Raw genomic sequence first — 21,458 nt, 5'->3', positions numbered from 1 at the left:
AACAAGCCACCGCTACAGCGGTGGCTTTTTTACAGCTGGTCATGAATGCTTTGCAGCTCGTCAGCGCTAAAATGATACGACTTATTACAATACTCGCAGGCCATATCCAGCCCACCCAGTGCCAGTTGCTCGGCGATCACCGCCCGTCCCAGGCTGAATAACGCCGATTCACATTTTTGCTTCGAGCAACCACAGACAAAACTAATCTGCTGGGCAGGGAATACTTCAACCACTTCCTGGTGAAACAGGCGGTGTAATACTTCTTCTGGCGGCAAATCCAGTAGTTCACCAGCCGTAAGGGTATCGCTCAGCACCACCAGCTCATTAAAATCCTCGCGGGCTTTGTCCTGCTCAACCGGGAGTACCTGCAACATAAAGCCGGCGGCACGGTTGCGATTACTGATATCGGTATAGATGTAAAGACGGGTTGGTAACTGCTCTGACTGTGCGAAATAGGCTTCCAGTGTTGATGTCAGGCTGTCGCCACTCAGCGGAATAATGCCCTGATAGCGCTCACCCTGCACCGGTGTGATGGTCACGACCAGGTAGCCATTACCGACCAGATCCCGGAAGTTGTCACCACTAAGTTCAGCCTGCATCCGCACCACACCCCGGAAGGCTTGCTGATGATCGCCATTGACTGCCGCGAAACGCACTGGTCCATCACCTTGCAGCTGTACCGCAATTTCACCCTCAAATTTCAGGGTGGCGGTCAGTAAACTGGTCGCAACCACCAGCTCTGCCAGTAATTGCTTGACCGGCAGTGGGTACTGGTGATGCTGTAGCATCTTATCGAGGCTATCCTCAACATAGGCCAACTCACCACGCACATGCTTTTGTTGAAATAAAAAACGGATTAGTGCATCAGTCATGCTTGAATTCTCATTGCTGCGATTTAAGTAACAAGAGCTGCCGGCGCTCCTTTTTGTCCGGTTTTGTTTCCGGGTGTGGCGCAAATAACGCATTGTTTTTTCGCAGTTCGGCGCGTTTTTGCCGCTCTGCCAAACTTTCGGCGGTTTCTTCGTAAAGTTGTTGTGCCAGAGGTGCTGCCAGGCGCTTATCAGACAGCCCGCGGACCAGCACGATTTTTTCGTCTGCCCCTTGTGCCAGTCGCACTGTGGCACCGATATCAACCAACTTACCGGCTTTACAGCGCTGACCATTATAGTGCACCTTGCCGCCCTCAATCATTTCCTTAGCCAGGCCGCGGGTTTTATAAAAGCGGCAGGCCCAAAGCCATTTATCAAGGCGAACAACAAGGTCGGTAGCTGTAGCGTTGGCGGTAGTTTGTGGCATAAGAAACCTGATAGTAATTGGAGTTTTGATTATACACCCAAAAACCGATAAGTTGCAGGTCGTACTTTGGCGTTAGAGGCTTGTAAAAGCTATTAACAAAGCTTGTTGTCGGCGGTCTTACTCAGTAAGATGCAGTGGAACTGATTAAAAGATAAAGGCTATGCACGCGACACTTCACCCGAAACTACAACTTGGCTGGCAATATTTACAGCGGCTGCCGTTACAACCGCTGCGCCTGGTGCTGAATCTGCTGTTGGTGCTGCTACTGGCTTGGTTGCTGGCGCGCTTAAGCTGGCAACTGGTGCCCCAACCGGTTGCCCCTGCGCTTCCAGCTGGTGTTAGTGTGACGCCAGCACAGCAAGCCCCGGTTGCGCTGAATAACCTGTTACGTTACGCCCTGTTTGGTCAGGCCTCGGCTGAGGTGACTACACCTGCCGTAGCGCAGGTAACCGAAGCACCGAAAACCCAATTAAATGTTAAGTTAACCGGCCTGGTCTCAGTGCCAGGCCGACCGGAGGCCGGCAGCGCCATCATTGAACAGCGCGGCAGCGAGACCACCTATGCGGTGGGTGATCAGATCGAAGGTACCCGTGCCCGCTTATCTCAAGTGCTGGAAGATCGGGTGCTACTGGAACAAAATGGCCGCTTTGAAACCCTGATGCTCGACGGTATTGAGTTTACCCGCATTGCTCAGGCTAACGCTGGTCTGGGGCAGAGCGACAATAACGCGGATTATCAGTTACAGGCAGAAGAACCCATAGTGCTGGCCGCGCCTATCGCATCTGGAGTGATTAATCCGGATGTGCAGGTGCAACGCGATGAAATTCTGGCTGAACCGATGAAATTTTTTGACTACGTGCGGGTCTCACCGGTACAGCGTGATGGCCAGCTAGTGGGGTATCGTTTGATGGCCGGCAAAGATGCGGCCTTGTTTGCACAAATGGGCTTACAGCAAAATGATCTGGCGATCGAAATTAACGGTATACCGCTTAATGATATGCAGCAAGCGATGCGGGTAATCAACGATTTGCGCGATGCATCTGAAGCGCGGTTAAAGATTGAACGGGATGGCGAAATCAGAGATATTCTGTTTAGTCTGTCACAGTAAAATAACGATAAGAATTGGTTAATCTCTCATGAAATCAGCTTTTTTCTCCAGGGCAAGACGCCCGTTGGCGACGGCGCTGCTGGCTGCGCTACTTAGCTTCAGCGTCGTGGCGGACAGCGACATTCGCTACTCTCCCAATTTCAAAGGTACCGACATTAATGAGTTTATCAATATCGTCGGTATGAACCTGAAAAAAACCATCATTGTCGATCCGCAGGTCCGTGGCCGGATTAATGTGCGCAGCTACGATATGCTGACGGAAGAACAGTACTACCAATTCTTCTTAAACGTACTTCAAGTCTACGGTTTTGCTGTGGTCGAGATGGAGAGCGGCATCCTGAAGGTGGTACGCGACAAGGATGCGAAAACCTCGAATATCCCGGTGGTTGGGGATGAGGCGCCGGGCTATGGCGATGAGATGGTGACACGGGTGGTTCCGGTGCGCAATGTTTCAGTGCGTGAACTGGCGCCTCTGTTACGGCAGTTTGTTAACCAGGGCGGTGGCGGTCATGTGGTGAACTATGACCCGTCCAACGTGATTATGATGACCGGCCCTGCTGCGCTGGTAAACCGGTTGGTGGATATTATTCAAAGGGTAGATAAAGCGGGTGATCAGGAGCTGGAAATTCTGAAACTGAACTTTGCTTCGGCTGCAGAAATTGTCAGGATCCTGGAGAGCATCTACCGCACCCAGAACCGGGGCGAGCAACCGGATTTTCTGGTGCCACGGATTGTCGCCGATGAACGCACCAACAGCGTGATTGTCAGTGGCGAAGCCCAAGCCCGGCAGCGGGTCATTGAATTAGCCCGCCGTTTGGATGCAGAGTTACAAACCAGCGGTAATACCCGGGTGTTTTATCTGAAGTATGCCAAAGCGGAAGACCTGGTGCCGGTGCTCACCGGGGTAAGTGATTCTATTGCTGCCGAAGCCCAGGGCGCGCAACAGAGCGGACAACCGGCACCCAGACGGGCAGCTGGTGGCCGTTCTATTAGTATTGAAGCGCATGCCGACAGTAATTCGTTGGTGATTACCGCGCAGCCGGATATGATGCGCTCTTTGGAGGATGTGGTACGGCAGCTGGATATCCGGCGTGCTCAGGTCCTGGTCGAAGCCATTATTGTCGAGGTGTTTGACGGTAACGGCACCGATTTCGGCGTACAGTGGCTAAACGCCAATGGCGGTGGCACTAACTTTACCGGCACTAATACTATTCCGATCGTGAATATTGCGGCTGGCGCAGCTCAGGCTTCGCAGATCACCCGCGGTACTACCACGCAATCGCGTGACCCGACTACCGGTGAGTTAATTACCACCACTACGCCAGATACCAATCGTGACTACTCCGGCTTAGCTCAGGCCCTGCAAGGGCTCAATGGCGCCTTGCTGGGGTTCTACAATGGTAACTGGGCGGCGATCTTGCAGGCCGTGCGTACCAGCACCAACTCCAACGTACTGGCGACACCCCATATTACGACCATGGATAATCAGGAAGCGATTTTCCTGGTCGGTCAGGAAGTGCCGATTATCACCGGCTCGTCACTGGGCTCAAACAATACCAACCCGTTCCAGCAAGTACAGCGACAAGAAGTGGGCATTAAGCTGAAGGTAACACCACAAATCAACGAAGGTGATGCCGTGCAGCTGGTGATCGAGCAGGAAGTGTCCAGTATTGGCGGCGCAACAGCGGTCGATATCACTATTAATAAGCGTGAAATCAAAACCACAGTGATGGCGGACGATGGTGCGACTATCGTACTGGGTGGTTTGATTGACGAAGATGTGCAGGAAAGTGAATCCAAGGTACCGCTGCTGGGTGATATCCCGGTACTGGGCCATCTGTTTAAATCAACCAGCGTCAGCAAACGCAAACGCAACCTGATGGTATTTATCCGTGCCAGTATAGTGCGCGACGGTAATGCCATTAATGGCATCAGTAAACAAAAATATAATTTTATTCGCGCCGAGCAAATTAAACGTGACCAGGAAGGGATCCGCTTAATGCCACAAACCCGGCAGGCGATTTTGCCGGAATGGGACGACAGCCTGAAGCTGCCGCCGAGTTTTGAAGAGTTTATGCAACAGCAAGAGCCACAGCCGCCGGCAGGACAGCCTAAGCCATGACAGAGATGGAACAACTTAATCCGGTACTGACGCAGCGGGTGCGATTGCCCTTTAGTTTCGCCAAAAGGTTTGGCGTGCTGCTGCAGCCGCATCACGATGGCTGGTTGCTCTACGTGCAGCCGGCCACGCCGCCACAGGCGTTACTGGAAGTGCGTCGTTTGCTGGCGCAGCCGTTTAAGGTGCAGCAACTGGATGCTCTGGCTTTTGAAGCTCTGCTGGAAGCCGCCTATCAGCGCGATTCCAGTGAAGCGCAGCAGATTATGGAAGATATCGGTAACGAGGTCGATCTGGCGTCACTGGCGGAAGATATCCCGGAAGCCGAAGACCTGCTGGAAAACGAAGACGATGCGCCCATTATCAAACTGATTAACGCCATGCTCGGCGAAGCCATTAAGCTTGGCGCCTCAGATATTCATATTGAAACCTTTGAAAAAGCGCTGATTATCCGCTTCCGGGTCGACGGCTTGCTGCGCGAAGTGCTGCGGCCAAATCGCCGCCTGTCCAGCCTGCTGGTATCACGGATCAAGGTTATGGCGAAGCTGGATATTGCCGAAAAACGCGTACCACAGGATGGCCGTATTAGTCTGCGGATCGCCGGGCGGGCGGTGGATGTGCGGGTTTCGACGATGCCGTCCAGTCATGGCGAACGGGTGGTGCTGCGGTTACTGGATAAAAACAATTCGCACCTGAATTTAGCGGATCTGGGCATGACCCCTGCCGTGCAGCAGCTGTTCTCGCAGCTGATCCTAAAACCGCATGGCATTATCCTGGTGACAGGTCCTACCGGCTCCGGTAAAAGTACCACGTTGTACGCCGGTTTAACCGAAATTAATACTAAAGATCGGAATATCCTGACGGTAGAGGATCCAATCGAATACGAACTGGAAGGTATCGGCCAGACCCAGGTCAATACCAAGGTGAATATGACCTTTGCCCGCGGTCTGAGAGCCATTTTACGGCAAGACCCGGATGTGGTGATGGTAGGGGAGATCCGCGACCTGGAAACGGCACAGATTGCGGTGCAGGCCAGTTTGACCGGTCACCTGGTGCTATCGACCCTGCATACCAATACCGCTGCCGGCGCCATTACCCGGCTGGAGGATATGGGGGTGGAGGCGTTCTTACTGTCGTCTAGCTTACTGGGGGTGCTGGCGCAGCGCTTGGTGCGTACGCTTTGCCCGCATTGCAAAGCTGCACATGAGCCGGATAAAGAAGAACGTCATCTGCTGGGTATTACCAAGAAAGAAGGCGCGCTGATCTATCGCGCTGTCGGTTGCGAGCACTGTAATGATACCGGCTATCGCGGCCGTACCGGTATCCATGAGCTGATTGTGGTGGATGAGCAGATGCGTGAGATGATCCATAATGGTAAGGGCGAGCAGGCGATTGAAAAATACGCCCGGGCACTGAGCCCCAGTATTCGTAGCGATGGTTTCTCTAAGGTGCTTGCCGGCGTAACCACGCTGGAAGAAGTGCTGCGGGTTACCCGTGAGGATCTGTAATGGCGGCCTTTGAGTTTCAGGCATTAGATAGCAGCGGTAAAAAAAATAAAGGGGTGTTGGAGGCTGATAACGCGCGCCACGCCCGGCAAATTTTACGTGAGCGTAAACTGACGCCGCTCAGTGTGGAACTGGCGTCACAGCAGGAAAAAAAACTCGCCAACCGCGGCCCCTGGTTGCAGCGGCGGATATCTGCTGCCGAATTGGCGCTGATCACCCGGCAACTGGCCACCCTGGTTGAGGCCGCGCTGCCGATAGAAAGCGCGTTGTTAGCGGTTGCCGAGCAGTGCGAGAAACCCCGCCTGAAAAATATGCTGATGGCGGTGCGCTCTAAGGTCGTAGAAGGCTACAGTCTGGCAGAGGGGCTGGCGGAGTTTCCGTATGTGTTTGATCATTTATTCCGCTCGATGGTGGCGGCCGGCGAAAAATCCGGCCATCTGGAGCAGGTATTAAACCGGCTGGCGGATTATACCGAGCAGCGCCAGTATATGCGCAGTCAGATCCTGCAGGCGATGCTCTACCCGTTAATTCTGACCGGCTTTGCCATCCTGGTGATCAGCATCCTGCTGGCGGCGGTAGTGCCGAAGATCGTCGTACAGTTTGAGCATATGGGAGAATCGTTACCCGGCTCGACACTATTCTTAATTGCGGCCAGTGACTTTTTACGCCATTACGGTGTCTTAGTGTTACTGGCGATCTTACTGACAGCAGTAGCCTGGCAGCGCGCCTTACAAAAACCCGGCTTGCGCTTGCAGTGGGACCAGCTGGTATTGCGGCTGGGCTTGCTGGGCAAGGTGGCGCGCGGGCTGAATACGGCACGCTTTGCCCGGACGCTCAGTATTTTGAATGCCAGTGCGGTGCCGTTGCTGGAGGCGATGCGGATCAGTGCCGAAGTGCTCAGTAACAGCTATATGCGACTGGCGCTGGCCGATGCCACCGCCAGAGTACGGGAAGGGGCTTCATTAAAAAGTGCGCTGGAACAAAGCCGCTTGTTCCCGCCGATGATGCTGCATATGATAGCCAGCGGTGAAAAAAGCGGGCAGTTAGATGCCATGCTGGCACGTGCCGCCAATGCGCAGGACACCGAATTTGAAACCCTGGTTAAGGTCTCGCTAAAGGTGTTTGAACCCGTGCTGGTGGCCGTGATGGCAGGTATGGTGTTATTTATCGTACTGGCAATACTACAACCCATTTTAGCGTTAAATAATATGGTAGGTGCTTAAGATGTTAAGGCAAAAGCAACAAGGTTTTACTCTGCTGGAAGTGATGGTGGTCATCGTGATCCTCGGCATCATTGCCAGTATGGTGGTGCCTAACCTGATGGGTAATCAGGAACAGGCGGCACGGCAAAAAGTGGTGGTGGATATTCAGCAACTGGAAAGCGCTTTGGATATGTATCGCCTGCGTAATGGTTTCTACCCGACAACAGAGCAGGGCCTCGACGCTCTGGTCACGGCGCCCACCTCGCAGCCGGTACCGCGGGTCTTTCCGGAGGGTGGCTTTATCCGGCGTTTACCAAAGGATCCCTGGGGAGAGGAGTATATTCTGGTCAGTCCCGGACAGTTAGGGCGGATTGATGTCTTTAGTAAGGGCCCGGATCGGGTAGCCGGTACCAATGATGATATCGGCAACTGGAATCTTGACGCGGATGGCGCTGGCGGTAACTGATGCTGCGCCGTGCCGGCTTTACCTTGCTGGAAGTGATGCTGGTGTTGCTGCTGATTGGTATTTTAGCCAGTGCGGTGGTATTTACCTTTAGCGGCGATAGCACCGAGCAGCGGCTGGAAAGAGAGGCAACACGTTTTAGCCAGGTGTTTCAGTTTATTGCCGACACGGCGTTACTGCGACAGCAGGAGTGGGGGCTGGTGGTAAGTCAGCAACAATATGCCTTCGTTTATTATGGGCCGGATGGTTGGCAATGGGCGCCTGAGGTTGCCGCTGCTAAAACCTATCAGTTGCCGGAGCAATTGTCGCTGCTGCTGGAGTTAGAAGGCTTACCTGGTGCTGAGCTGAATTTACTTGGTCAGGTCAGCTGGCAGCAGGAAGCGCAAGCTGAGGCTTCGGATACGCCTGCCGCGGATAAGCCCCCTCTGCCACAGGTATTTATTTTATCCTCCGGTGAAATTACCCCCTTTCGTTTAGTGTTGCAGGCCGCTGAGCAGCGGCCGCCCGTGCAGGTGCGGGTGGGTACCGATTTCAGTGTCCCGCTCAGCCGCTTTAGCGGAGCAGAATAATGCGGCAGTGGCGCGGTTTTACTTTACTGGAAGTGTTGATCGCGTTGGCGATTTTTGCCACCGCCGGTGCGGCCATTTTGCAGGCCAGTGCCAGTCATTTGCGCGCCGTTGCTCAGTTGGAAGAATTAACACTCGCCAGCATGATTGCCAATAATCAACTGCAGCAGGCGCAACTGAATCGCAGCTGGCCACCGCGTGAGCTGGAGCAGGGCGAAGTCAGCCTCGGCAACCGGGATTGGCAATGGCAATTACGAGCCGTTACGGTGCCTGATCAGGATTTGCGTGAGCTGCAGATTAGCGTGCGCCTGGCTGAGCAGCCGGAGCAAGTCGTCTATCAGCTGAAAACCTATATAGGGCGTCCCGATGCGCCGGGTTAAGGGTTTTACCTTTATCGAAATGTTATTGGCGACGGCGATCTTTGCGATGGTGGGATTAGCCTCGGTAGCCATTCTGAGCAATGTCACGCAAAGTGATGAATTATCACGGCAGCACTTAACGCAACTGCGCCAGTTACAACAGGCCATGCTGCTACTGGAGCGTGATTTGCTGCAGATCAGTGCCCGGCAGGTCCGGATCCAGGGAGACCCGCCGAAACAAGAGCGCTTGTGGGGTGAGCCGTTTTTGCTCGGTAGTGAGGATCATGGTATCAGCTTTACCCGCCAGGGCTGGCGTAATCCGGGGATGTTGCTGCCCCGCAGCGAATTGCAGGCGGTGGCCTATCGCTTGCAAGACGGGCAATTACAACGTTTGTTTACCTTATACGTGGACGCGGTCAATGATACTGAGCCGCAACAGCAGATGTTACTGGACGGTGTTGAGGCCTTTGCAATTGAATACTGGTATAACGAACGCTGGGAAGAGCGCTGGCATCATCAGTATTTACCGCAGGCAGTCAAAGTCACACTAAAGCAACAACAGCTGGGTGAAATTGAGCGCTTATACGTATTGCCGGATGGCTTGTGGCGGGGTGCTGAATGAACAGATGCTATCCGCGGTCACAAGGAGGCGCAGCCTTAATCACCGTACTCTTGATCGTGGCGATTGTGGTCGTGCTGGCGGTTGAGATGAGTGGCCGCTTGCAGTTGCAAATACAACGGCAACAGAATTTGCAGCAACAGCAGCAGGCGTTTTGGTACGCAATGGGGGCAGAAGCCTTTACCCGGGTGTTGTTGCGTCGTTCGTTGCAAGGGCAGGATGTGGTGCATCTGGGGCAGGATTGGGCGCAGCAGGGCGCGAGCTTTATGGTGGATGACGGCCAGATCGCCGGAGAAATCCGTGATCTGAACAGTTGCTTTAACCTGAATGCGTTGCAAAAACAACCAGACCGGCAACAAGGTCAGGTGCAGACGCTGGCGCAGCGCACCTTCCTGCGTTTACTGGAGCTGGTGGCAGCCGATCTCAGTATGCCGGCCGAGAATCTGACGGCGCGGCTCAGTGATTGGCTGGACGAGGATGGTATTCTGAATTCTGCCGGGGGCGCGGAACAGGACGATTATGCCGCCTTGTTATTTCCCTATTATACCGCCAACAGCTTGATGGTATCTGAGACTGAACTGCGGTTAATCCTCGATCTGACGCCGGCAGATTATCAATTGCTGCTGCCTTATATTTGCGTACTGCCGGAAAACGATGTATTGCTGCTGAATGTGAATACGTTAACGGAGCAAAGCGCCGTCCTGTTACAGGCGCTGCTACCGGAGATGACCGAAACTCAGGCGCAGGATGCGATATTAAACCGGCCGGAGCAGGGCTACACCGATGTAGAAAGTTTTCTACAAAGCCCGGCGCTGGCCGGGCTGACAGTGCCGGCCGATGTGAAGGCGGCACTGTCCGTCAAATCCGAGTATTTCCGGTTACAGGCAACGACGGCTTATCAGGAAAGTGGTTTTCAGCAAAGTACACTATTTAAACGAGAAGAAAATAATGCCATCAGGGTTTTGGCCCGGCGCTTTGGAGGCCAGGGGTGAATGAACAACTACTAATCCGGCTGGCCAGTCAGCCTGAACAACCAATCAGCTGGCTGGTCTATGCACCGCTCACCGCAGACATCATAGCCAGTGGCGAGGTAGCCGGTGTGGCGGCGCTAGCCGCACTGGCCGAGCGACTGGGGCGGCGCAACGTTATCGCGCTGGTACCGGCCGCAGATGTGGTACTGAAAACGGTGACCTTACCGGCCAAGCCGAACCGTCAGTTACTGCAGGCGCTGCCCTATATGCTGGAAGAAGAGCAGGCTGAAGATATTGATAAGCTTTTTATCGCGCACGGACAGGCTGAACTGCAGCAGGGGCAGTACCGGCAGCAGGTCGCGATTTGCCAGCGCGAACGTTTGCAGCAATGGTTAGATTGGTTGCAGCAGGCAGGCTTTAATGTCAGCCGGATGTTGCCAGATGCGTTGTTACTGCCGGCAGATGCATTACCGGCTTGTATTGAACTGCAACAGCAATGGTTACTGCGACTGGACAGCTGGCAGGCAACAGCGATCGACAGCGCCTGGTGGCAGGACTACCTGGCGCTGGCTGCTCTGCCACAGCTGACAACGTACAGTCCCTGGCCTGAACATATTGTCCAGCCGCATCAGGCTGCCGCTCCGGAGTTACCCCTGGCCTTATTGGCCAGAGGCCTGACTGCGACCAGTTTCAACCTGCTACAAGGCCCCTATACTCCGAAAAAGCCCCAGAACAAAACCTGGCAGCAATGGCGACTCAGTGCTGCCCTGGCTGGCGGCTTGCTGCTGGCCTATCTGTTACAGCTGGGTATCGGTGTCTGGCAGCAGCAACGGCAGCTGACGCAATTAACCGCAGAGCTGCAAACTAACTATCTGCAGCTGTTCCCGGGTGAGCGGATCGTGAATTTAAACCGCCAGTTACAGCAGAAGTTACAGGCTGCCGGCGTCGGACCTAATGAGCAGAATTTCTTTGTGCAATTACAGGCGCTACAACAACGCTTGGAAGGCTTGCCGGATGTAAAGCTTGACTCACTGCGCTATGACGCGGCGCGGCATGAGTTACGCTTTTCGGCCAGTGCTGCAGGTTTTCAGAGTTTTGAACAGTTAAAAACCGTGCTGGAGCAAGCCGGCTATAGCATAGAGCAGGGCGCGCTGAGCAACGATGGCAGCCGGGTACAGGGCACAGTAGTAATGAGGGGTAAGGTATGAAACAACGGGTACTACTCTGGTGGCAAGGTTTAGCGCAACGCGAACAACAACTGCTGCTACTCTGTGTTCCTGTGCTGTTGCTCGGCGCCTTTTACTGGTTGTTGTGGCAACCACTGCACCAGGCTCAGGCGCGCAACGCAGTAGCAATTCAACAGGTACAGCAACAGCTGCAGGCGTTACAACAGGCGGCTCCGTTGTTGCAGGGCGCCGCGGTAACGGCACGCAGCGGTGGCAGCTTGTCGCAAATTATCAGCACCAGTGCCCGAAGCTTTAATATCCGGGTTAGCCGGATGCAGCCGCAGAATGAGCAGTTGCAACTGGTACTGGAAGATGTGGCGTTCGAGCAATTGTTGCCCTGGTTGCACCAGCTGTACTATCAGAACGGGGTGCGGCTGGTGCAGGTAGACGTTGCCGCAACAGATAAGGCCGGTATTGTCAGAGTTCGCAGAATGGTGATTGAGTAGTATGAAACAACATTGGCCTTTGGCCGCACTGGGCTTGGTTGCCTACTTGCTGTTTATGCTGGTATTAACGCCGGCAGCCTGGTGGTTAAAGCTGGTGAGCTTACCGCCACAACTGCAACTGGGTCAGGTTACGGGCACCCTGTGGCAGGGGAAGGTGCAACAGCTGCGCTTCCAGCAACTGCAGTTAAATGAACTGAACTGGCAGCTTAACCCCTGGTCATTACTGCGCTTACGCTTAGATCTGGCACTGCAATCCGGTAGTGTGCAGCAAAATCAGCAACCCTATTTGCAGGCCCGGGTCTGGGCCACGCCGGCGGGTATCAGTGTGCATTCCAGCCTGATTAAACTGCCGGTACCTTTATTGCTGCCATTACTGCAATTGCCGATGCCGGTGCAGGCCGGTGGTGAGTTAGTGCTGGATATCCAGCGTCTGACTTTGCAAAGTGGCCGTTGCCAGACCCTTGCTGGTCAACTCAGTTGGTTTGATGCCAGCCTGCAGCCGCCGACAGGTACCTGGTTGCAACTGCAGCAGTTTAATGCCCGCCTCGAGTGTGACGAGCAACAACCGGTGCTGATTACCGATCCGGCGAATATTCTGGCGTTAGATGTACGGGCAACGGTTAATGCTGCCGGTAAACTGCAGGTTAGCGGTACCCTGAAGCCAGCGGCAGAGCTGCCGGCTGAGGTACATCAGGCGATGCAGTTCGTTGGCGCACCGGACGCTGAGGGCCGTTACCGCTTAAATTTCTGAGCCGTCTCGGGTGTTAGCCGGCTGAGGCCGGCAGAACACCACGGCTCTGGTAGATATCGCCCAGCAGGCTGCGATAGTCGGTGACCATGCTAAAGCCATGATAATGATTGCCTGGTTTTTGGCTGTCCGGGTTAGCTACGCCGAGCAAATGTTTGATGCCAAATTCACGTGCCGCTTCCAGAATAGGCAGGCTGTCATCGACAAAGAGCGTGCGCTCAGGATCAAACCCCAGCCGGTGCTGCAGTTTATGCCACAGTTGCTGACTCTCTTTGGTGACGCCAAATTCATGGGTAGAAATTAACTGCTCAATATATCTGGCCAGATCGGTGCGTTCCAGTTTCAGTGACAAACTGTCAGGATGTGCATTGGTAACCAGGGCAATATGGCGGCCACTGGCTTTTAGCGCGGTTAAAAACTCCGGCACATCATCTCGCATCCGGATCTTATCGATAATCTCCCGTTTAAGCTCGGTGATCGGCAGTTGCAGCCGTTTCCCCCAGTAATCCAGACAGTACCACTCCAGCTTGCCCTGCAGCTTGCTGTATTCGGCCATCAGTTCGGCACTGGCTTCAGCGGGGCTGATCCCGGTAATGGCGGCCCAGCGCTCCGGTAAATGTACCTGCCAGAAATAATTGTCAAAATGCAGATCCAGCAGGGTACCGTCCATATCCAATAGCACGGTATCGATTTCTGACCATTGCAGCATAGGCTTTTCCCGTTAATCGCTTTATAGTAGATAACCAAACAGCTTAGCAGTTTAACAGAGAGCAGCCGATGACGCAGCGCACACCTGACAAACAAAAACCGGAAATTCTGTCGCAGCAAATTGTGGCGCAAAGCCGGCTGTTTAAAGTGGAGCAACTGGAGCTGCGGTTTAGCAATGGCGAACAGCGGGTATATGAACGGATGCGCGGCAGCAACCGCGGTGCCGTGATGATTATCGCCTGTCCGGATCCGGAGCACCTGTACCTGGTGCGCGAATACTGTGCCGGCACCCATGATTATCAGCTGGGGTTTCCCAAGGGCTTAATCGATCCGGGTGAGGATATTCTGACAGCGGCTAACCGCGAGTTAAAAGAAGAAATTGGTTTTGGCGCGCACCGCTTTGTACAGCTGAAGTCACTGGCGTTAGCGCCGGGCTATTTTAATGCTACAATGCACCTAGTGCTGGCCTTTGATCTCTATCCTGAGCAGCAGGCCGGTGACGAACCCGAACCTTTAGAGCTGGTGCGCTGGTTGCGGCAAGACAGTGCGGCCTTATTGCAACAAGCCGATTTTACCGAGGCGCGCAGCGTGGCAGCCCTGTTGCTGGCACAACAATATTTGGAAGCCAACCCGGATGTTTTTAAGCAAACTGCTGGAGCCAGTGAAAGCCACTGCCCGTGAGGCCGGTGCGATTTTATGGGAGCTTTACCAGAGCGGTGAGTTTAGTCAGCAACAAAAGCAGGATACCAGCCCGGTAACCAGTGCCGATCTGGCTGCCAACAAACATATCATTGCCAGGCTCAGTGAACTCACGCCTGATATTCCGATTATCTCTGAAGAAACCCAGATCCTACCGCTGGCACAACGTTCAGATTGGCCGCGCTACTGGTTGATTGATCCGATGGACGGTACCCAGGAGTTTGTTGCCCGCAGCGGTGATTTCGCGGTGAGTATTGCTCTGGTGGAGCATGGTTGGCCGGCGCTGGGCGTGATTTTCTGGCCGAAAGAGCAGTTGTTGTATTACGCCACCCGCGGCAATGGTGCCTTTAAACAACAACATAATCTGATTAACCGGATCCGGGTGCAGCAATATCAGCCTGGCGAGCCGCTGCGCATTGCCGTCAGCCGCCGCCAGCCGCGACAGCTGATCCACGACCTGTTGCAACAACCGGAGCAAGCCGAGTTTATTGCGCTTGGCAGCTGTTCCTTAAAAAGCTGCCTGGTAGCTGAAGGCAAGGCAGATTGTTATCTGCGGTTGGGGCCTACCGGGGAATGGGATACCGGCGCCGTGCAGGTCATCGTCGAAGAGGCCGGCGGCAAAATTCTGGATAGCCAGTTTGCCCCCCTCAGTTATAACCAGCGGGAAACCCTTGGTAATCCCGATTTTATGGTTATCGGCGCTGCCGTACAGCCTTGGTCTGAGCTGATTAAAGCCCGGCAAACCGCGCGTGAGCTGTAATAAAATTACCAACTTTAGTAATTAAGCAACTGGCCAGAAGCCGCGCAAACAGGGGCCTTTAGCCAAATCCTAGTATCTTTTATCGTGAAAAAACGCTATGATGCACGGGTGTTTTTTGAACAGAGAACCGCCCTCTGCTCAAAGAGCAACATGAAAATTAAGTCCGTCAGAGACTGCACCCTTACCTACAGTACCCTTAGGAGTTAACAAATGTCCGATCTGGATTTGGGCCAATACGGCATCACAGATGTCACGGAAATCGTATATAACCCATCTTACGAGCTGCTGTTCGCCGAAGAAACCCGCAGTGATTTGCAAGGTTATGAAAAAGGTAAGCTGACCGAGCTTGGCGCAGTATCAGTCGATACCGGCATCTTTACCGGCCGCTCTCCGAAAGACAAGTATATCGTGCGTGACGACACTACCCGCGATACCGTCTGGTGGTCAGATCAAGGAAAAAACGATAATAAGCCCATCAGTACAGAAGTTTGGGCTGATTTGAAAACACTGGTTACCCGCCAGTTATCCGGCAAAAGACTCTTTGTTGTCGACACCTTTTGTGGTGCGAACGCCGACACCCGCTTAGCGGTACGTTTTATTACTGAAGTGGCCTGGCAGGCGCATTTCGTAAAAAATATGTTTATCCGGCCTACCGATGAAGAGCTGAAAAGCTATAAGCCAGACTTTATCGTGATGAACGGTGCCAAATGCACTAACCCGGATTGGCAGAAACATGGCCTGAATTCAGAAAACTTCGTTGCCTTTAACCTGACCGAGCGCATTCAACTGATTGGCGGTACCTGGTACGGTGGCGAAATGAAGAAGGGTATGTTCTCAATGATGAACTACTTCCTGCCACTGCAAGGCATCGCTTCGATGCATTGTTCTGCTAACGTCGGTAAAGACGGCGACGTGGCGGTATTCTTCGGTCTGTCTGGTACCGGTAAAACTACCCTGTCGACCGATCCAAAGCGGCAGTTAATTGGTGATGACGAGCACGGCTGGGATGATGATGGCGTGTTCAACTTCGAAGGTGGGTGTTACGCCAAGACCATTAACCTGTCGAAAGAAAACGAGCCGGATATTTATAACGCCATCCGTCGTGACGCCCTGCTGGAAAACGTGACCGTGCTGGCAGATGGTAAAATTGATTTTAACGATGGCTCGAAAACGGAAAATACCCGGGTGTCGTACCCGATTTACCATATCGACAATATCGTCACCCCAGTCTCTAAAGCCGGTCATGCCAAGAAAGTGATTTTCCTGACTGCTGATGCCTTTGGGGTATTACCGCCGGTATCGAAGTTAACCAAAGAGCAGGCGAAGTACCACTTCCTGTCTGGCTTTACGGCCAAGCTGGCCGGTACTGAGCGTGGTATTACTGAACCTACGCCAACCTTCTCCAGCTGTTTCGGCGCCGCCTTCTTAAGCCTGCACCCAACCAAGTATGCGGAAGTGTTAGGTAAGCGGATGGAAGCCGCTGGTGCTGAAGCGTATCTGGTCAATACCGGTTGGAATGGCACAGGTAAACGTGTATCCATTAAAGCCACCCGCGCTATTATTGACGCCATCCTGGACGGTAGCATCGAGAATGCCGAGTTTGTGCAACTGCCGTACTTTAACCTGGCGATCCCAACTCATCTGCATGATGTCGATGACGGTATCCTGGATCCGCGTGCAACTTATGCCAACGCAGCAGACTGGGAAGTCAAAGCCAAAGATCTGGCCAAACGTTTTATCGATAACTTTGTTAAGTTTACCGATAATGACGAGGGTAAAGCTCTGGTTGCGGCCGGGCCTCAGCTGTAAGTTAAAGCCGTATGGAAATTACAAAGCCCCGCTCAGCGGGGCTTTGTTTTTCTTGCGCGATAACATACTGCGTGCGCTTATGCCGTTGCTGTTAGCGCGTTACAATGGCTTCTTTACTGCGTCGGCAATGCCATTGATATCTCCGGCTTTTAAGCCAATTTCGGATAACAGCGAATCCAGGATCGGTGCTTGTGCCCGATACCGTAAAGCGCTATTCACTACTTGATCAGCCAGCGAGCCATTACCCTCTGCTACTTCATTGTTGCCTGAGCCACTGCCTGTGCTGTTTCCACCTATGCCGTTAACCTGCAGAATCTTAATATCACTGATTTGCTCCATCGGCTTGACACTTTGCGCAATAATCTCTGGCAGATTCTCAATTAATGCCAGCCGAACCTGCATGGCGATCTGCTCAGCAGAAAGCATATTTGCTGCCGCGTTAATGGCCTTTTTACCTTCGGCCTCTACGGCATAAGAACGCGCCTTGGCGTCAGCCAGCAGCAGTTCGGCATCGGCTTTACCCTTAGCAGAAAGACGTACTTTATCGGCTTCACCCTGAGCGGCAACCCGCATTGCTTCGGCCTGATCTTCGGCGGCCTTTTTCTCCGCTTCTGCCGAGACGACGAGCTGAATTGCTTCCTTTTCCGCCAATTGCCGAGCCATAATCAGTTCAACCTGCTTGGCCCGTTCTGCCTGTTCGGTTTGACGAACAGTCATTACCCCTTCTTCCTGCCGTACGGCCAGTGCCCGGGCTTTGTCGGCTTCAGCTTTGGCTTCAGATTCAGAGCGCGATTTTTCCGCAACAGCAATCGCCTTCTCCTGCGAAGCCAGTTCAATGGCTTTCTGACGCTCAATTTCGGCTTGCTCAACAGCACGTTGCTTAGCAATTTCCATTTCACGTACTGCGCGCTCTTTCTGGATCGTCTCGTTATCGATGTCGCGTTCAGAAATAATACGTTTCAGATCAATCTCGCGCTGCGCCGCAATCTGCGCTTCTTCGGCTTCGCGTTTTTTCTCGGCTTGCTCACGTGCAATTTCCGCCATCTGAGATGCCCGACGAATAGAAACCTCTCTTTCCTGCTCTAAGCGTGCATATTCCTCTTCTCGGGAGATTTGCAGCTTGGCGCGCTCGGCTTCCAGATTCTTGGTTTTAATCGCCAGGTCGGTTTCCTGCTCAATGTCGTTACGGATCTTACGGCGCGATTCAATAGCTTGAGTTAACTTAGTTAAACCTTCGGCATCGAAGGCGTTTTGCGGGTTAAAGTGCTCAAACGCGGTTTGGTCTAAACCCGTGAGTGACACTGATTCGAGTTCCAGACCATTTTTTAACAAGTCTTCAGAAACAACATGTTGCACCTTTTGCACGAAATCGACGCGCTTTTCGTGTAGCTCTTCCATGGCCATTTCCGCGGCAACAGAGCGCAGGGCATCGACGAATTTACCTTCTACCAGTTCTTTCAGTTCCTGAGGGTTCATGGTTTTTAAACCCAGCGTTTGTGCGGCATTGGCGATAGCATCTACGGTTGGCTTGACTCTGACATAGAATTCCGCCGTAACATCGGCGCGCATTCTGTCACGGGTAATTAGTGCTTGCTCCGCTGCACGACGAACTTCCAGTCTTAAGGTGTTCATATTCACCGGAATAATTTCATGCAAAACGGGTAGTACTATTGCACCGCCATTCATGATGACTTTTTCACCACGAAAGCCTGTACGTACAAAGGATATCTCTTTGGTTGCCCGTTTATACAGCCGCGCGAGGATCATGCCCAGGATAATCAAGGCAACGAGTACTGCACCAGCGATAACTAAGATGTGAGAAAAATTTTCCAATAGCATGTTGGCTCCTTGTTGTAATTAACGTTTTCCGTTGTTGAATCTATTTACTATTCCGCTTCACTTAAATGTGGATTGGCATTTTTTATCGCCTTGTAAACCGCGCCTTGTCGGGTCAGCAGCAAGACTTCGGTACCCTGCACAAAGCATTCCTCAGGGTTATCTGGTTCAACCTGAATATAATGTTGATAGCCGTGTTGATCTTTTACCCTCGCTTCTGCGGCATAGCTTTGGCGGGCGGTCCCTAATGTAATAATGGCTATCCGACCCAACAGACTGTCGCTGGTAACGGCAGTCGTCTCATCTCTTGGCATCAAACGGTGCAGTATCCCTCCGCTAAAGCGCACCATAGGTAAGCTCGCGAATAGCACCACAGGGGTTGCTAACCAGGCTGGCGCCATAAACCCAAGCATCGACAGTAAAAAGCTTTGCATGATTAGGCCTAATAGGCCAAAGCTGAGTAGCATAAGGACCAGCAGCATCAACAGTGGCACTTCGCCAATCCTTAGCCAACCGAAAAAGCGACTTAAGGCTGAGTCGGCGTCTAGTTGACCCACCTCAGTATGAGGCGCGATCTCAACCTCCGGCAGTAAGCTCTCAAGGGATGAACTGAAACTCGAACCAAATAGCACTGCGATTAGCTCGAGTAGGCCAATTAATAACATCAGTAATAGCGCGACGCTAAATAGCAGGTTTTCGCTGGCCAGCAGTAGCTGTAACATCAGCTCTTCCCTGCTTTTAATGCCGCCAAGCGTTCTGCAACGCGATTTTTGCGGCTAAGCTCCTCCAACTCAGCTAATTTGCCGGCATTGCCCAGGCTACTATCGCGCGCGGCAATGCCAGAACTACGCTCAAGTACCCGGCTAAACGCATCTGCCGCGCGCTCAGCTTTTTGCTCTGCAGAATGATTGCTTGCTGTCAGCGGGCTGGCAGTGGAGGCCTTAGCTTGCTGAGCCGTAACGAAGGCTTGTAGTTCTGCACGCATTTCACGCTTCTTCGCCTGTAATGCCTGAATAAAACCTTCGAGCTCTTTTTCACGTGCGGCACAATCGGCTATTGATGCTTCCAGCACCGGGATCCGTGCTTCAATATCCATTTGCTCTGCAATGCCGGCTTCGGCAAGATCGTCACGACCGTTGGCAACAGCAACATTGAGTTGCTCGCTTAGCGTTTCGTAACGGCTGTTCTCCTCCATTAATTTTTTACTGGCCAGATGTTTTTGTGCAACTTGCTGTCCCAATTCACTGCGGGTGTCAGCAATAGCGGAGTCCAGCTCACGTATTGTTTGCTCCATTACGGTTTCCGGAGAGCTGCTCTCCATTGCATCCACCAGGGCATTGACACTGCCACTGACTAACCGGGCTACCCGGCGGGTAATACTTTCACTCATTGCTGTGCTCCTTGTGTTGCCGTATGGTGCTGAGTGATTAACTCAGCCAGTTTTATAACGCCTTGTTGTGTAGCTTGCTGAGGCTGAGTCACTGCTAAAGGGAGTAGCAATGACAAAATGTTTAACACTTGTTGCATTGTTTGGCCTTCGGCCTCCTGCAGCTCCCTGATATTCAGCTGCGGGCTTCGTGCCGCCGCAGTTTGCAGTATCGCCAACAGCTCAGGCAGAGCATCGAGTACGCGATTAATACCCTCTGTTCTGAGTTGCAGTTGTTGCTGTCTCACCAACAGTGGTCGGCTTAACTGCTGCAGCCACTCGGTCATTTGTGCCAAATTTGCCGCAAAATTGTCGAAATTGGCGCGTTTATTACGAGTTTCTGCCAGAAGGGCACGTAGTTTATCCGACGGGGTATGTGCACCTTCATAGCTCAGAGTACTGATAAATTCAGCGTCTTCAATGCTTATCCTGGCACTGAATGGAACCGTTTTCGTTGTCATTTGCCTGCCTGGAATATTGAGTAAAGGATACCGATAATTCAGTGTATGCAAATGAATTCAGATGTCAATAAAAAAGCAATTAAATTACTTTTGTTAATGAAAATATGTTTAGGCGTGAAGTCGACAAGGTGTAGCGGTTGAGGTCAGGCGTGTTGGCGGTATTCAGATAGTTGGCAATAACAGAGCCCCCAATTCCTTGGGGGCATGAAATTCGAACGGCTATTGCCTTGGCAGAATGCTTCAGGCGGCCTTACTATCTGATAAAGCCTTGGTTTGGATTGCTTGCAGCGGCAGTGCGGCAAGGCATTCGGCTTGCTCGGCCCAATGATACAGTGCCAGGCTGCCATCGCTGTGCTCCAGCAGGGCAGTGCAGCTATCAATCCAGTCACCGTCATTACAGTAAATAATGCCATCTTCCAGGGTCAGTTCCGGATGATGGATATGACCACAGACCACGCCATCGTAGCCGCCCCGTTTGGCCTTTTTTATTGCAGCCTGGCGGTAACGGCCAATGGCTTTTAAGGCCCCCGGTACCCGACTTTTAATATAGGCAGCCAGACTAAAATAACGACCACCGGTTACGCGGCGTACTCTGTTGTACCAGCGGTTCAGAAACAGCAACAAATCATAGAGGTTATCACCGAGCCAGCTTTGCAGCGGACCAAAGCTGACCTCTTTATCGAATTCGTCACCGTGGAGCAGTAATAATTTTTTACCCAGCGCCGTGGTATGTTCGCCTCTGAGTTGCACTTTAATATTGCCAAACAACTTGCCACGATACAGCCGCATCGCCTCATCATGGTTACCGGGAATATATACGACCTTAGTGCCTTGCTCGGCTTTTTGCAGCAGCAGTTGTACCACCTGATTCTGCGCCTGTGGCCAGTGCACCTGACGCTGCATGGCCCAAAGATCAACAATATCCCCCAGCAGATAAATGGTGTTGGCTTCGGTTTGCTGCAAAAAATGCAGCAGATACTCGGCCTGACAGTCTTTACAGCCCAGATGAATATCAGACAGGAAGATGGTATTGCAATTTAACATTGGCTATCCCCGGTGGCTGAATGCCCTGATAGCATCGGCCGGCCAGATGTCCGGGGTATGACAGTCAGATGAAGCTTATTTGACTAACGG

23 protein-coding genes are annotated in these 21,458 nt (G+C 52.8%); 15 read left to right on the top strand and 8 right to left on the bottom strand.

All coding sequences use genetic code 11. The features are described 5' to 3' along the window. Window positions 1-29: 29 nt before the first annotated feature. Complete coding sequence (gene hslO / locus H1D31_RS04040; protein ID WP_008609671.1) at window positions 30-872, bottom strand: Hsp33 family molecular chaperone HslO; 843 nt, start codon at window positions 870-872, stop codon at window positions 30-32. A gap of 10 nt (window positions 873-882) precedes the next feature. Further along, window positions 883-1,296: a ribosome-associated heat shock protein Hsp15 gene (gene hslR, locus H1D31_RS04035; RefSeq protein WP_008609670.1), complete on the bottom strand. Its 414-nt coding sequence runs from the start codon at window positions 1,294-1,296 to the stop codon at window positions 883-885. A 160-nt stretch (window positions 1,297-1,456) separates the two neighbouring features. Here hslR and gspC point away from each other — a divergent pair, with 160 nt between their 5' ends. From gspC to H1D31_RS03975, 12 genes are read left to right on the top strand one after another with little or no spacing between them, the layout of a single operon-like run. Further along, complete coding sequence (gene gspC / locus H1D31_RS04030; protein WP_261256261.1) at window positions 1,457-2,404, top strand: type II secretion system protein GspC; 948 nt, start codon at window positions 1,457-1,459, stop codon at window positions 2,402-2,404. A gap of 28 nt (window positions 2,405-2,432) precedes the next feature. Continuing rightward, window positions 2,433-4,526, top strand: coding sequence for a type II secretion system secretin GspD (gspD, locus tag H1D31_RS04025; RefSeq protein WP_261256259.1), 2,094 nt, complete (start codon window positions 2,433-2,435; stop codon window positions 4,524-4,526). Further along, entirely contained in the window at window positions 4,523-6,028 is a 1,506-nt protein-coding gene (gene gspE, locus H1D31_RS04020) for a type II secretion system ATPase GspE (protein WP_008609665.1), read from the top strand. Before gspD ends, gspE begins: the two co-directional genes overlap by 4 nt. Next, window positions 6,028-7,248: a type II secretion system inner membrane protein GspF gene (gene gspF / locus H1D31_RS04015; RefSeq protein ID WP_008609664.1), complete on the top strand. Its 1,221-nt coding sequence runs from the start codon at window positions 6,028-6,030 to the stop codon at window positions 7,246-7,248. Before gspE ends, gspF begins: the two co-directional genes overlap by 1 nt. A 1-nt stretch (window position 7,249) precedes the next feature. Next, window positions 7,250-7,693: a type II secretion system major pseudopilin GspG gene (gspG, locus tag H1D31_RS04010; protein WP_008609663.1), complete on the top strand. Its 444-nt coding sequence runs from the start codon at window positions 7,250-7,252 to the stop codon at window positions 7,691-7,693. Beyond that, window positions 7,693-8,259, top strand: a complete 567-nt coding sequence (gene gspH / locus H1D31_RS04005; protein ID WP_261256256.1) for a type II secretion system minor pseudopilin GspH — start codon at window positions 7,693-7,695, stop codon at window positions 8,257-8,259. Before gspG ends, gspH begins: the two co-directional genes overlap by 1 nt. Beyond that, window positions 8,259-8,636 carry a type II secretion system minor pseudopilin GspI gene (gene gspI / locus H1D31_RS04000; RefSeq protein ID WP_008609661.1) on the top strand — a complete coding sequence of 126 codons (378 nt, stop codon included), beginning with the start codon at window positions 8,259-8,261 and terminating at the stop codon, window positions 8,634-8,636. The genes gspH and gspI overlap by 1 nt, the downstream gene beginning before the upstream one ends. Continuing rightward, a complete protein-coding gene (gene gspJ, locus H1D31_RS03995) occupies window positions 8,623-9,237 on the top strand; it encodes a type II secretion system minor pseudopilin GspJ (protein WP_261256252.1) in 615 nt (204 codons plus the stop codon). Before gspI ends, gspJ begins: the two co-directional genes overlap by 14 nt. Next, window positions 9,234-10,226, top strand: a complete 993-nt coding sequence (gspK, locus tag H1D31_RS03990) for a type II secretion system minor pseudopilin GspK (RefSeq protein ID WP_261256251.1) — start codon at window positions 9,234-9,236, stop codon at window positions 10,224-10,226. The genes gspJ and gspK overlap by 4 nt, the downstream gene beginning before the upstream one ends. Further along, window positions 10,223-11,413, top strand: coding sequence for a type II secretion system protein GspL (gene gspL / locus H1D31_RS03985; RefSeq protein ID WP_261256250.1), 1,191 nt, complete (start codon window positions 10,223-10,225; stop codon window positions 11,411-11,413). The genes gspK and gspL overlap by 4 nt, the downstream gene beginning before the upstream one ends. Continuing rightward, window positions 11,410-11,877: a type II secretion system protein M gene (locus H1D31_RS03980; RefSeq protein WP_261256249.1), complete on the top strand. Its 468-nt coding sequence runs from the start codon at window positions 11,410-11,412 to the stop codon at window positions 11,875-11,877. Before gspL ends, H1D31_RS03980 begins: the two co-directional genes overlap by 4 nt. Window position 11,878: 1 nt before the next feature. After that, window positions 11,879-12,628: a type II secretion system protein N gene (locus H1D31_RS03975; RefSeq protein WP_008609654.1), complete on the top strand. Its 750-nt coding sequence runs from the start codon at window positions 11,879-11,881 to the stop codon at window positions 12,626-12,628. Between the two features lie 13 nt (window positions 12,629-12,641). Here H1D31_RS03975 and yrfG read toward each other — a convergent pair whose 3' ends face one another. Beyond that, window positions 12,642-13,334, bottom strand: a complete 693-nt coding sequence (gene yrfG / locus H1D31_RS03970; RefSeq protein WP_008609652.1) for a GMP/IMP nucleotidase — start codon at window positions 13,332-13,334, stop codon at window positions 12,642-12,644. 68 nt (window positions 13,335-13,402) lie between these two features. Here yrfG and nudE point away from each other — a divergent pair, with 68 nt between their 5' ends. The 3 genes from nudE (at window position 13,403) to pckA (ending at window position 16,601) form a co-directional block, all read left to right on the top strand. After that, the gene (nudE, locus tag H1D31_RS03965; protein ID WP_008609651.1) at window positions 13,403-14,014 is read left to right on the top strand and encodes an ADP compounds hydrolase NudE; all 612 of its coding nucleotides are present in this window, start codon (window positions 13,403-13,405) and stop codon (window positions 14,012-14,014) included. Continuing rightward, window positions 13,968-14,792, top strand: coding sequence for a 3'(2'),5'-bisphosphate nucleotidase CysQ (cysQ, locus tag H1D31_RS03960; protein ID WP_065955852.1), 825 nt, complete (start codon window positions 13,968-13,970; stop codon window positions 14,790-14,792). The genes nudE and cysQ overlap by 47 nt, the downstream gene beginning before the upstream one ends. A gap of 210 nt (window positions 14,793-15,002) precedes the next feature. Next, window positions 15,003-16,601 carry a phosphoenolpyruvate carboxykinase (ATP) gene (gene pckA / locus H1D31_RS03955; protein ID WP_008609649.1) on the top strand — a complete coding sequence of 533 codons (1,599 nt, stop codon included), beginning with the start codon at window positions 15,003-15,005 and terminating at the stop codon, window positions 16,599-16,601. 99 nt (window positions 16,602-16,700) lie between these two features. Here the strand turns inward: pckA and H1D31_RS03950 are convergent, their stop codons facing one another. The 5 genes from H1D31_RS03950 to H1D31_RS03930 form a co-directional block, all read right to left on the bottom strand. After that, the gene (locus tag H1D31_RS03950; protein WP_261256241.1) at window positions 16,701-18,440 is read right to left on the bottom strand and encodes a flotillin family protein; all 1,740 of its coding nucleotides are present in this window, start codon (window positions 18,438-18,440) and stop codon (window positions 16,701-16,703) included. 47 nt (window positions 18,441-18,487) lie between these two features. After that, complete coding sequence (locus H1D31_RS03945) at window positions 18,488-19,159, bottom strand: YqiJ family protein (protein ID WP_261256239.1); 672 nt, start codon at window positions 19,157-19,159, stop codon at window positions 18,488-18,490. Beyond that, on the bottom strand, window positions 19,159-19,827 hold the full coding sequence (locus H1D31_RS03940; protein WP_008950763.1) for a PspA/IM30 family protein: 669 nt from the start codon (window positions 19,825-19,827) through the stop codon (window positions 19,159-19,161). The genes H1D31_RS03945 and H1D31_RS03940 overlap by 1 nt, the downstream gene beginning before the upstream one ends. Continuing rightward, window positions 19,824-20,324, bottom strand: coding sequence for a hypothetical protein (locus H1D31_RS03935; RefSeq protein ID WP_261256235.1), 501 nt, complete (start codon window positions 20,322-20,324; stop codon window positions 19,824-19,826). The genes H1D31_RS03940 and H1D31_RS03935 overlap by 4 nt, the downstream gene beginning before the upstream one ends. Before the next feature lie 240 nt (window positions 20,325-20,564). Further along, window positions 20,565-21,368, bottom strand: coding sequence for a UDP-2,3-diacylglucosamine diphosphatase (locus H1D31_RS03930; protein WP_261256233.1), 804 nt, complete (start codon window positions 21,366-21,368; stop codon window positions 20,565-20,567). Window positions 21,369-21,458 lie beyond the last annotated feature (90 nt).

Origin of the sequence: Alishewanella sp. BS5-314 (genome assembly GCF_025377695.1) — a bacterium.
In the GTDB taxonomy this organism is placed as follows: Bacteria; Pseudomonadota; Gammaproteobacteria; order Enterobacterales; family Alteromonadaceae; genus Alishewanella; species Alishewanella aestuarii.
This window is presented reverse-complemented; position numbering and strand designations above follow the sequence as displayed.

Coding starts and splice junctions, on each gene's coding strand:
- hslO (WP_008609671.1), bottom strand. CDS start 872: ATGACTGATGCACTAATCCGTTTTTTATTTCAACAAAAGCATGTGCGT.
- hslR (WP_008609670.1), bottom strand. CDS start 1,296: ATGCCACAAACTACCGCCAACGCTACAGCTACCGACCTTGTTGTTCGC.
- gspC (WP_261256261.1), top strand. CDS start 1,457: ATGCACGCGACACTTCACCCGAAACTACAACTTGGCTGGCAATATTTA.
- gspD (WP_261256259.1), top strand. CDS start 2,433: ATGAAATCAGCTTTTTTCTCCAGGGCAAGACGCCCGTTGGCGACGGCG.
- gspE (WP_008609665.1), top strand. CDS start 4,523: ATGACAGAGATGGAACAACTTAATCCGGTACTGACGCAGCGGGTGCGA.
- gspF (WP_008609664.1), top strand. CDS start 6,028: ATGGCGGCCTTTGAGTTTCAGGCATTAGATAGCAGCGGTAAAAAAAAT.
- gspG (WP_008609663.1), top strand. CDS start 7,250: ATGTTAAGGCAAAAGCAACAAGGTTTTACTCTGCTGGAAGTGATGGTG.
- gspH (WP_261256256.1), top strand. CDS start 7,693: ATGCTGCGCCGTGCCGGCTTTACCTTGCTGGAAGTGATGCTGGTGTTG.
- gspI (WP_008609661.1), top strand. CDS start 8,259: ATGCGGCAGTGGCGCGGTTTTACTTTACTGGAAGTGTTGATCGCGTTG.
- gspJ (WP_261256252.1), top strand. CDS start 8,623: ATGCGCCGGGTTAAGGGTTTTACCTTTATCGAAATGTTATTGGCGACG.
- gspK (WP_261256251.1), top strand. CDS start 9,234: ATGAACAGATGCTATCCGCGGTCACAAGGAGGCGCAGCCTTAATCACC.
- H1D31_RS03980 (WP_261256249.1), top strand. CDS start 11,410: ATGAAACAACGGGTACTACTCTGGTGGCAAGGTTTAGCGCAACGCGAA.
- H1D31_RS03975 (WP_008609654.1), top strand. CDS start 11,879: ATGAAACAACATTGGCCTTTGGCCGCACTGGGCTTGGTTGCCTACTTG.
- yrfG (WP_008609652.1), bottom strand. CDS start 13,334: ATGCTGCAATGGTCAGAAATCGATACCGTGCTATTGGATATGGACGGT.
- nudE (WP_008609651.1), top strand. CDS start 13,403: ATGACGCAGCGCACACCTGACAAACAAAAACCGGAAATTCTGTCGCAG.
- cysQ (WP_065955852.1), top strand. CDS start 13,968: ATGTTTTTAAGCAAACTGCTGGAGCCAGTGAAAGCCACTGCCCGTGAG.
- pckA (WP_008609649.1), top strand. CDS start 15,003: ATGTCCGATCTGGATTTGGGCCAATACGGCATCACAGATGTCACGGAA.
- H1D31_RS03950 (WP_261256241.1), bottom strand. CDS start 18,440: ATGCTATTGGAAAATTTTTCTCACATCTTAGTTATCGCTGGTGCAGTA.
- H1D31_RS03945 (WP_261256239.1), bottom strand. CDS start 19,159: ATGTTACAGCTACTGCTGGCCAGCGAAAACCTGCTATTTAGCGTCGCG.
- H1D31_RS03940 (WP_008950763.1), bottom strand. CDS start 19,827: ATGAGTGAAAGTATTACCCGCCGGGTAGCCCGGTTAGTCAGTGGCAGT.
- H1D31_RS03935 (WP_261256235.1), bottom strand. CDS start 20,324: ATGACAACGAAAACGGTTCCATTCAGTGCCAGGATAAGCATTGAAGAC.
- H1D31_RS03930 (WP_261256233.1), bottom strand. CDS start 21,368: ATGTTAAATTGCAATACCATCTTCCTGTCTGATATTCATCTGGGCTGT.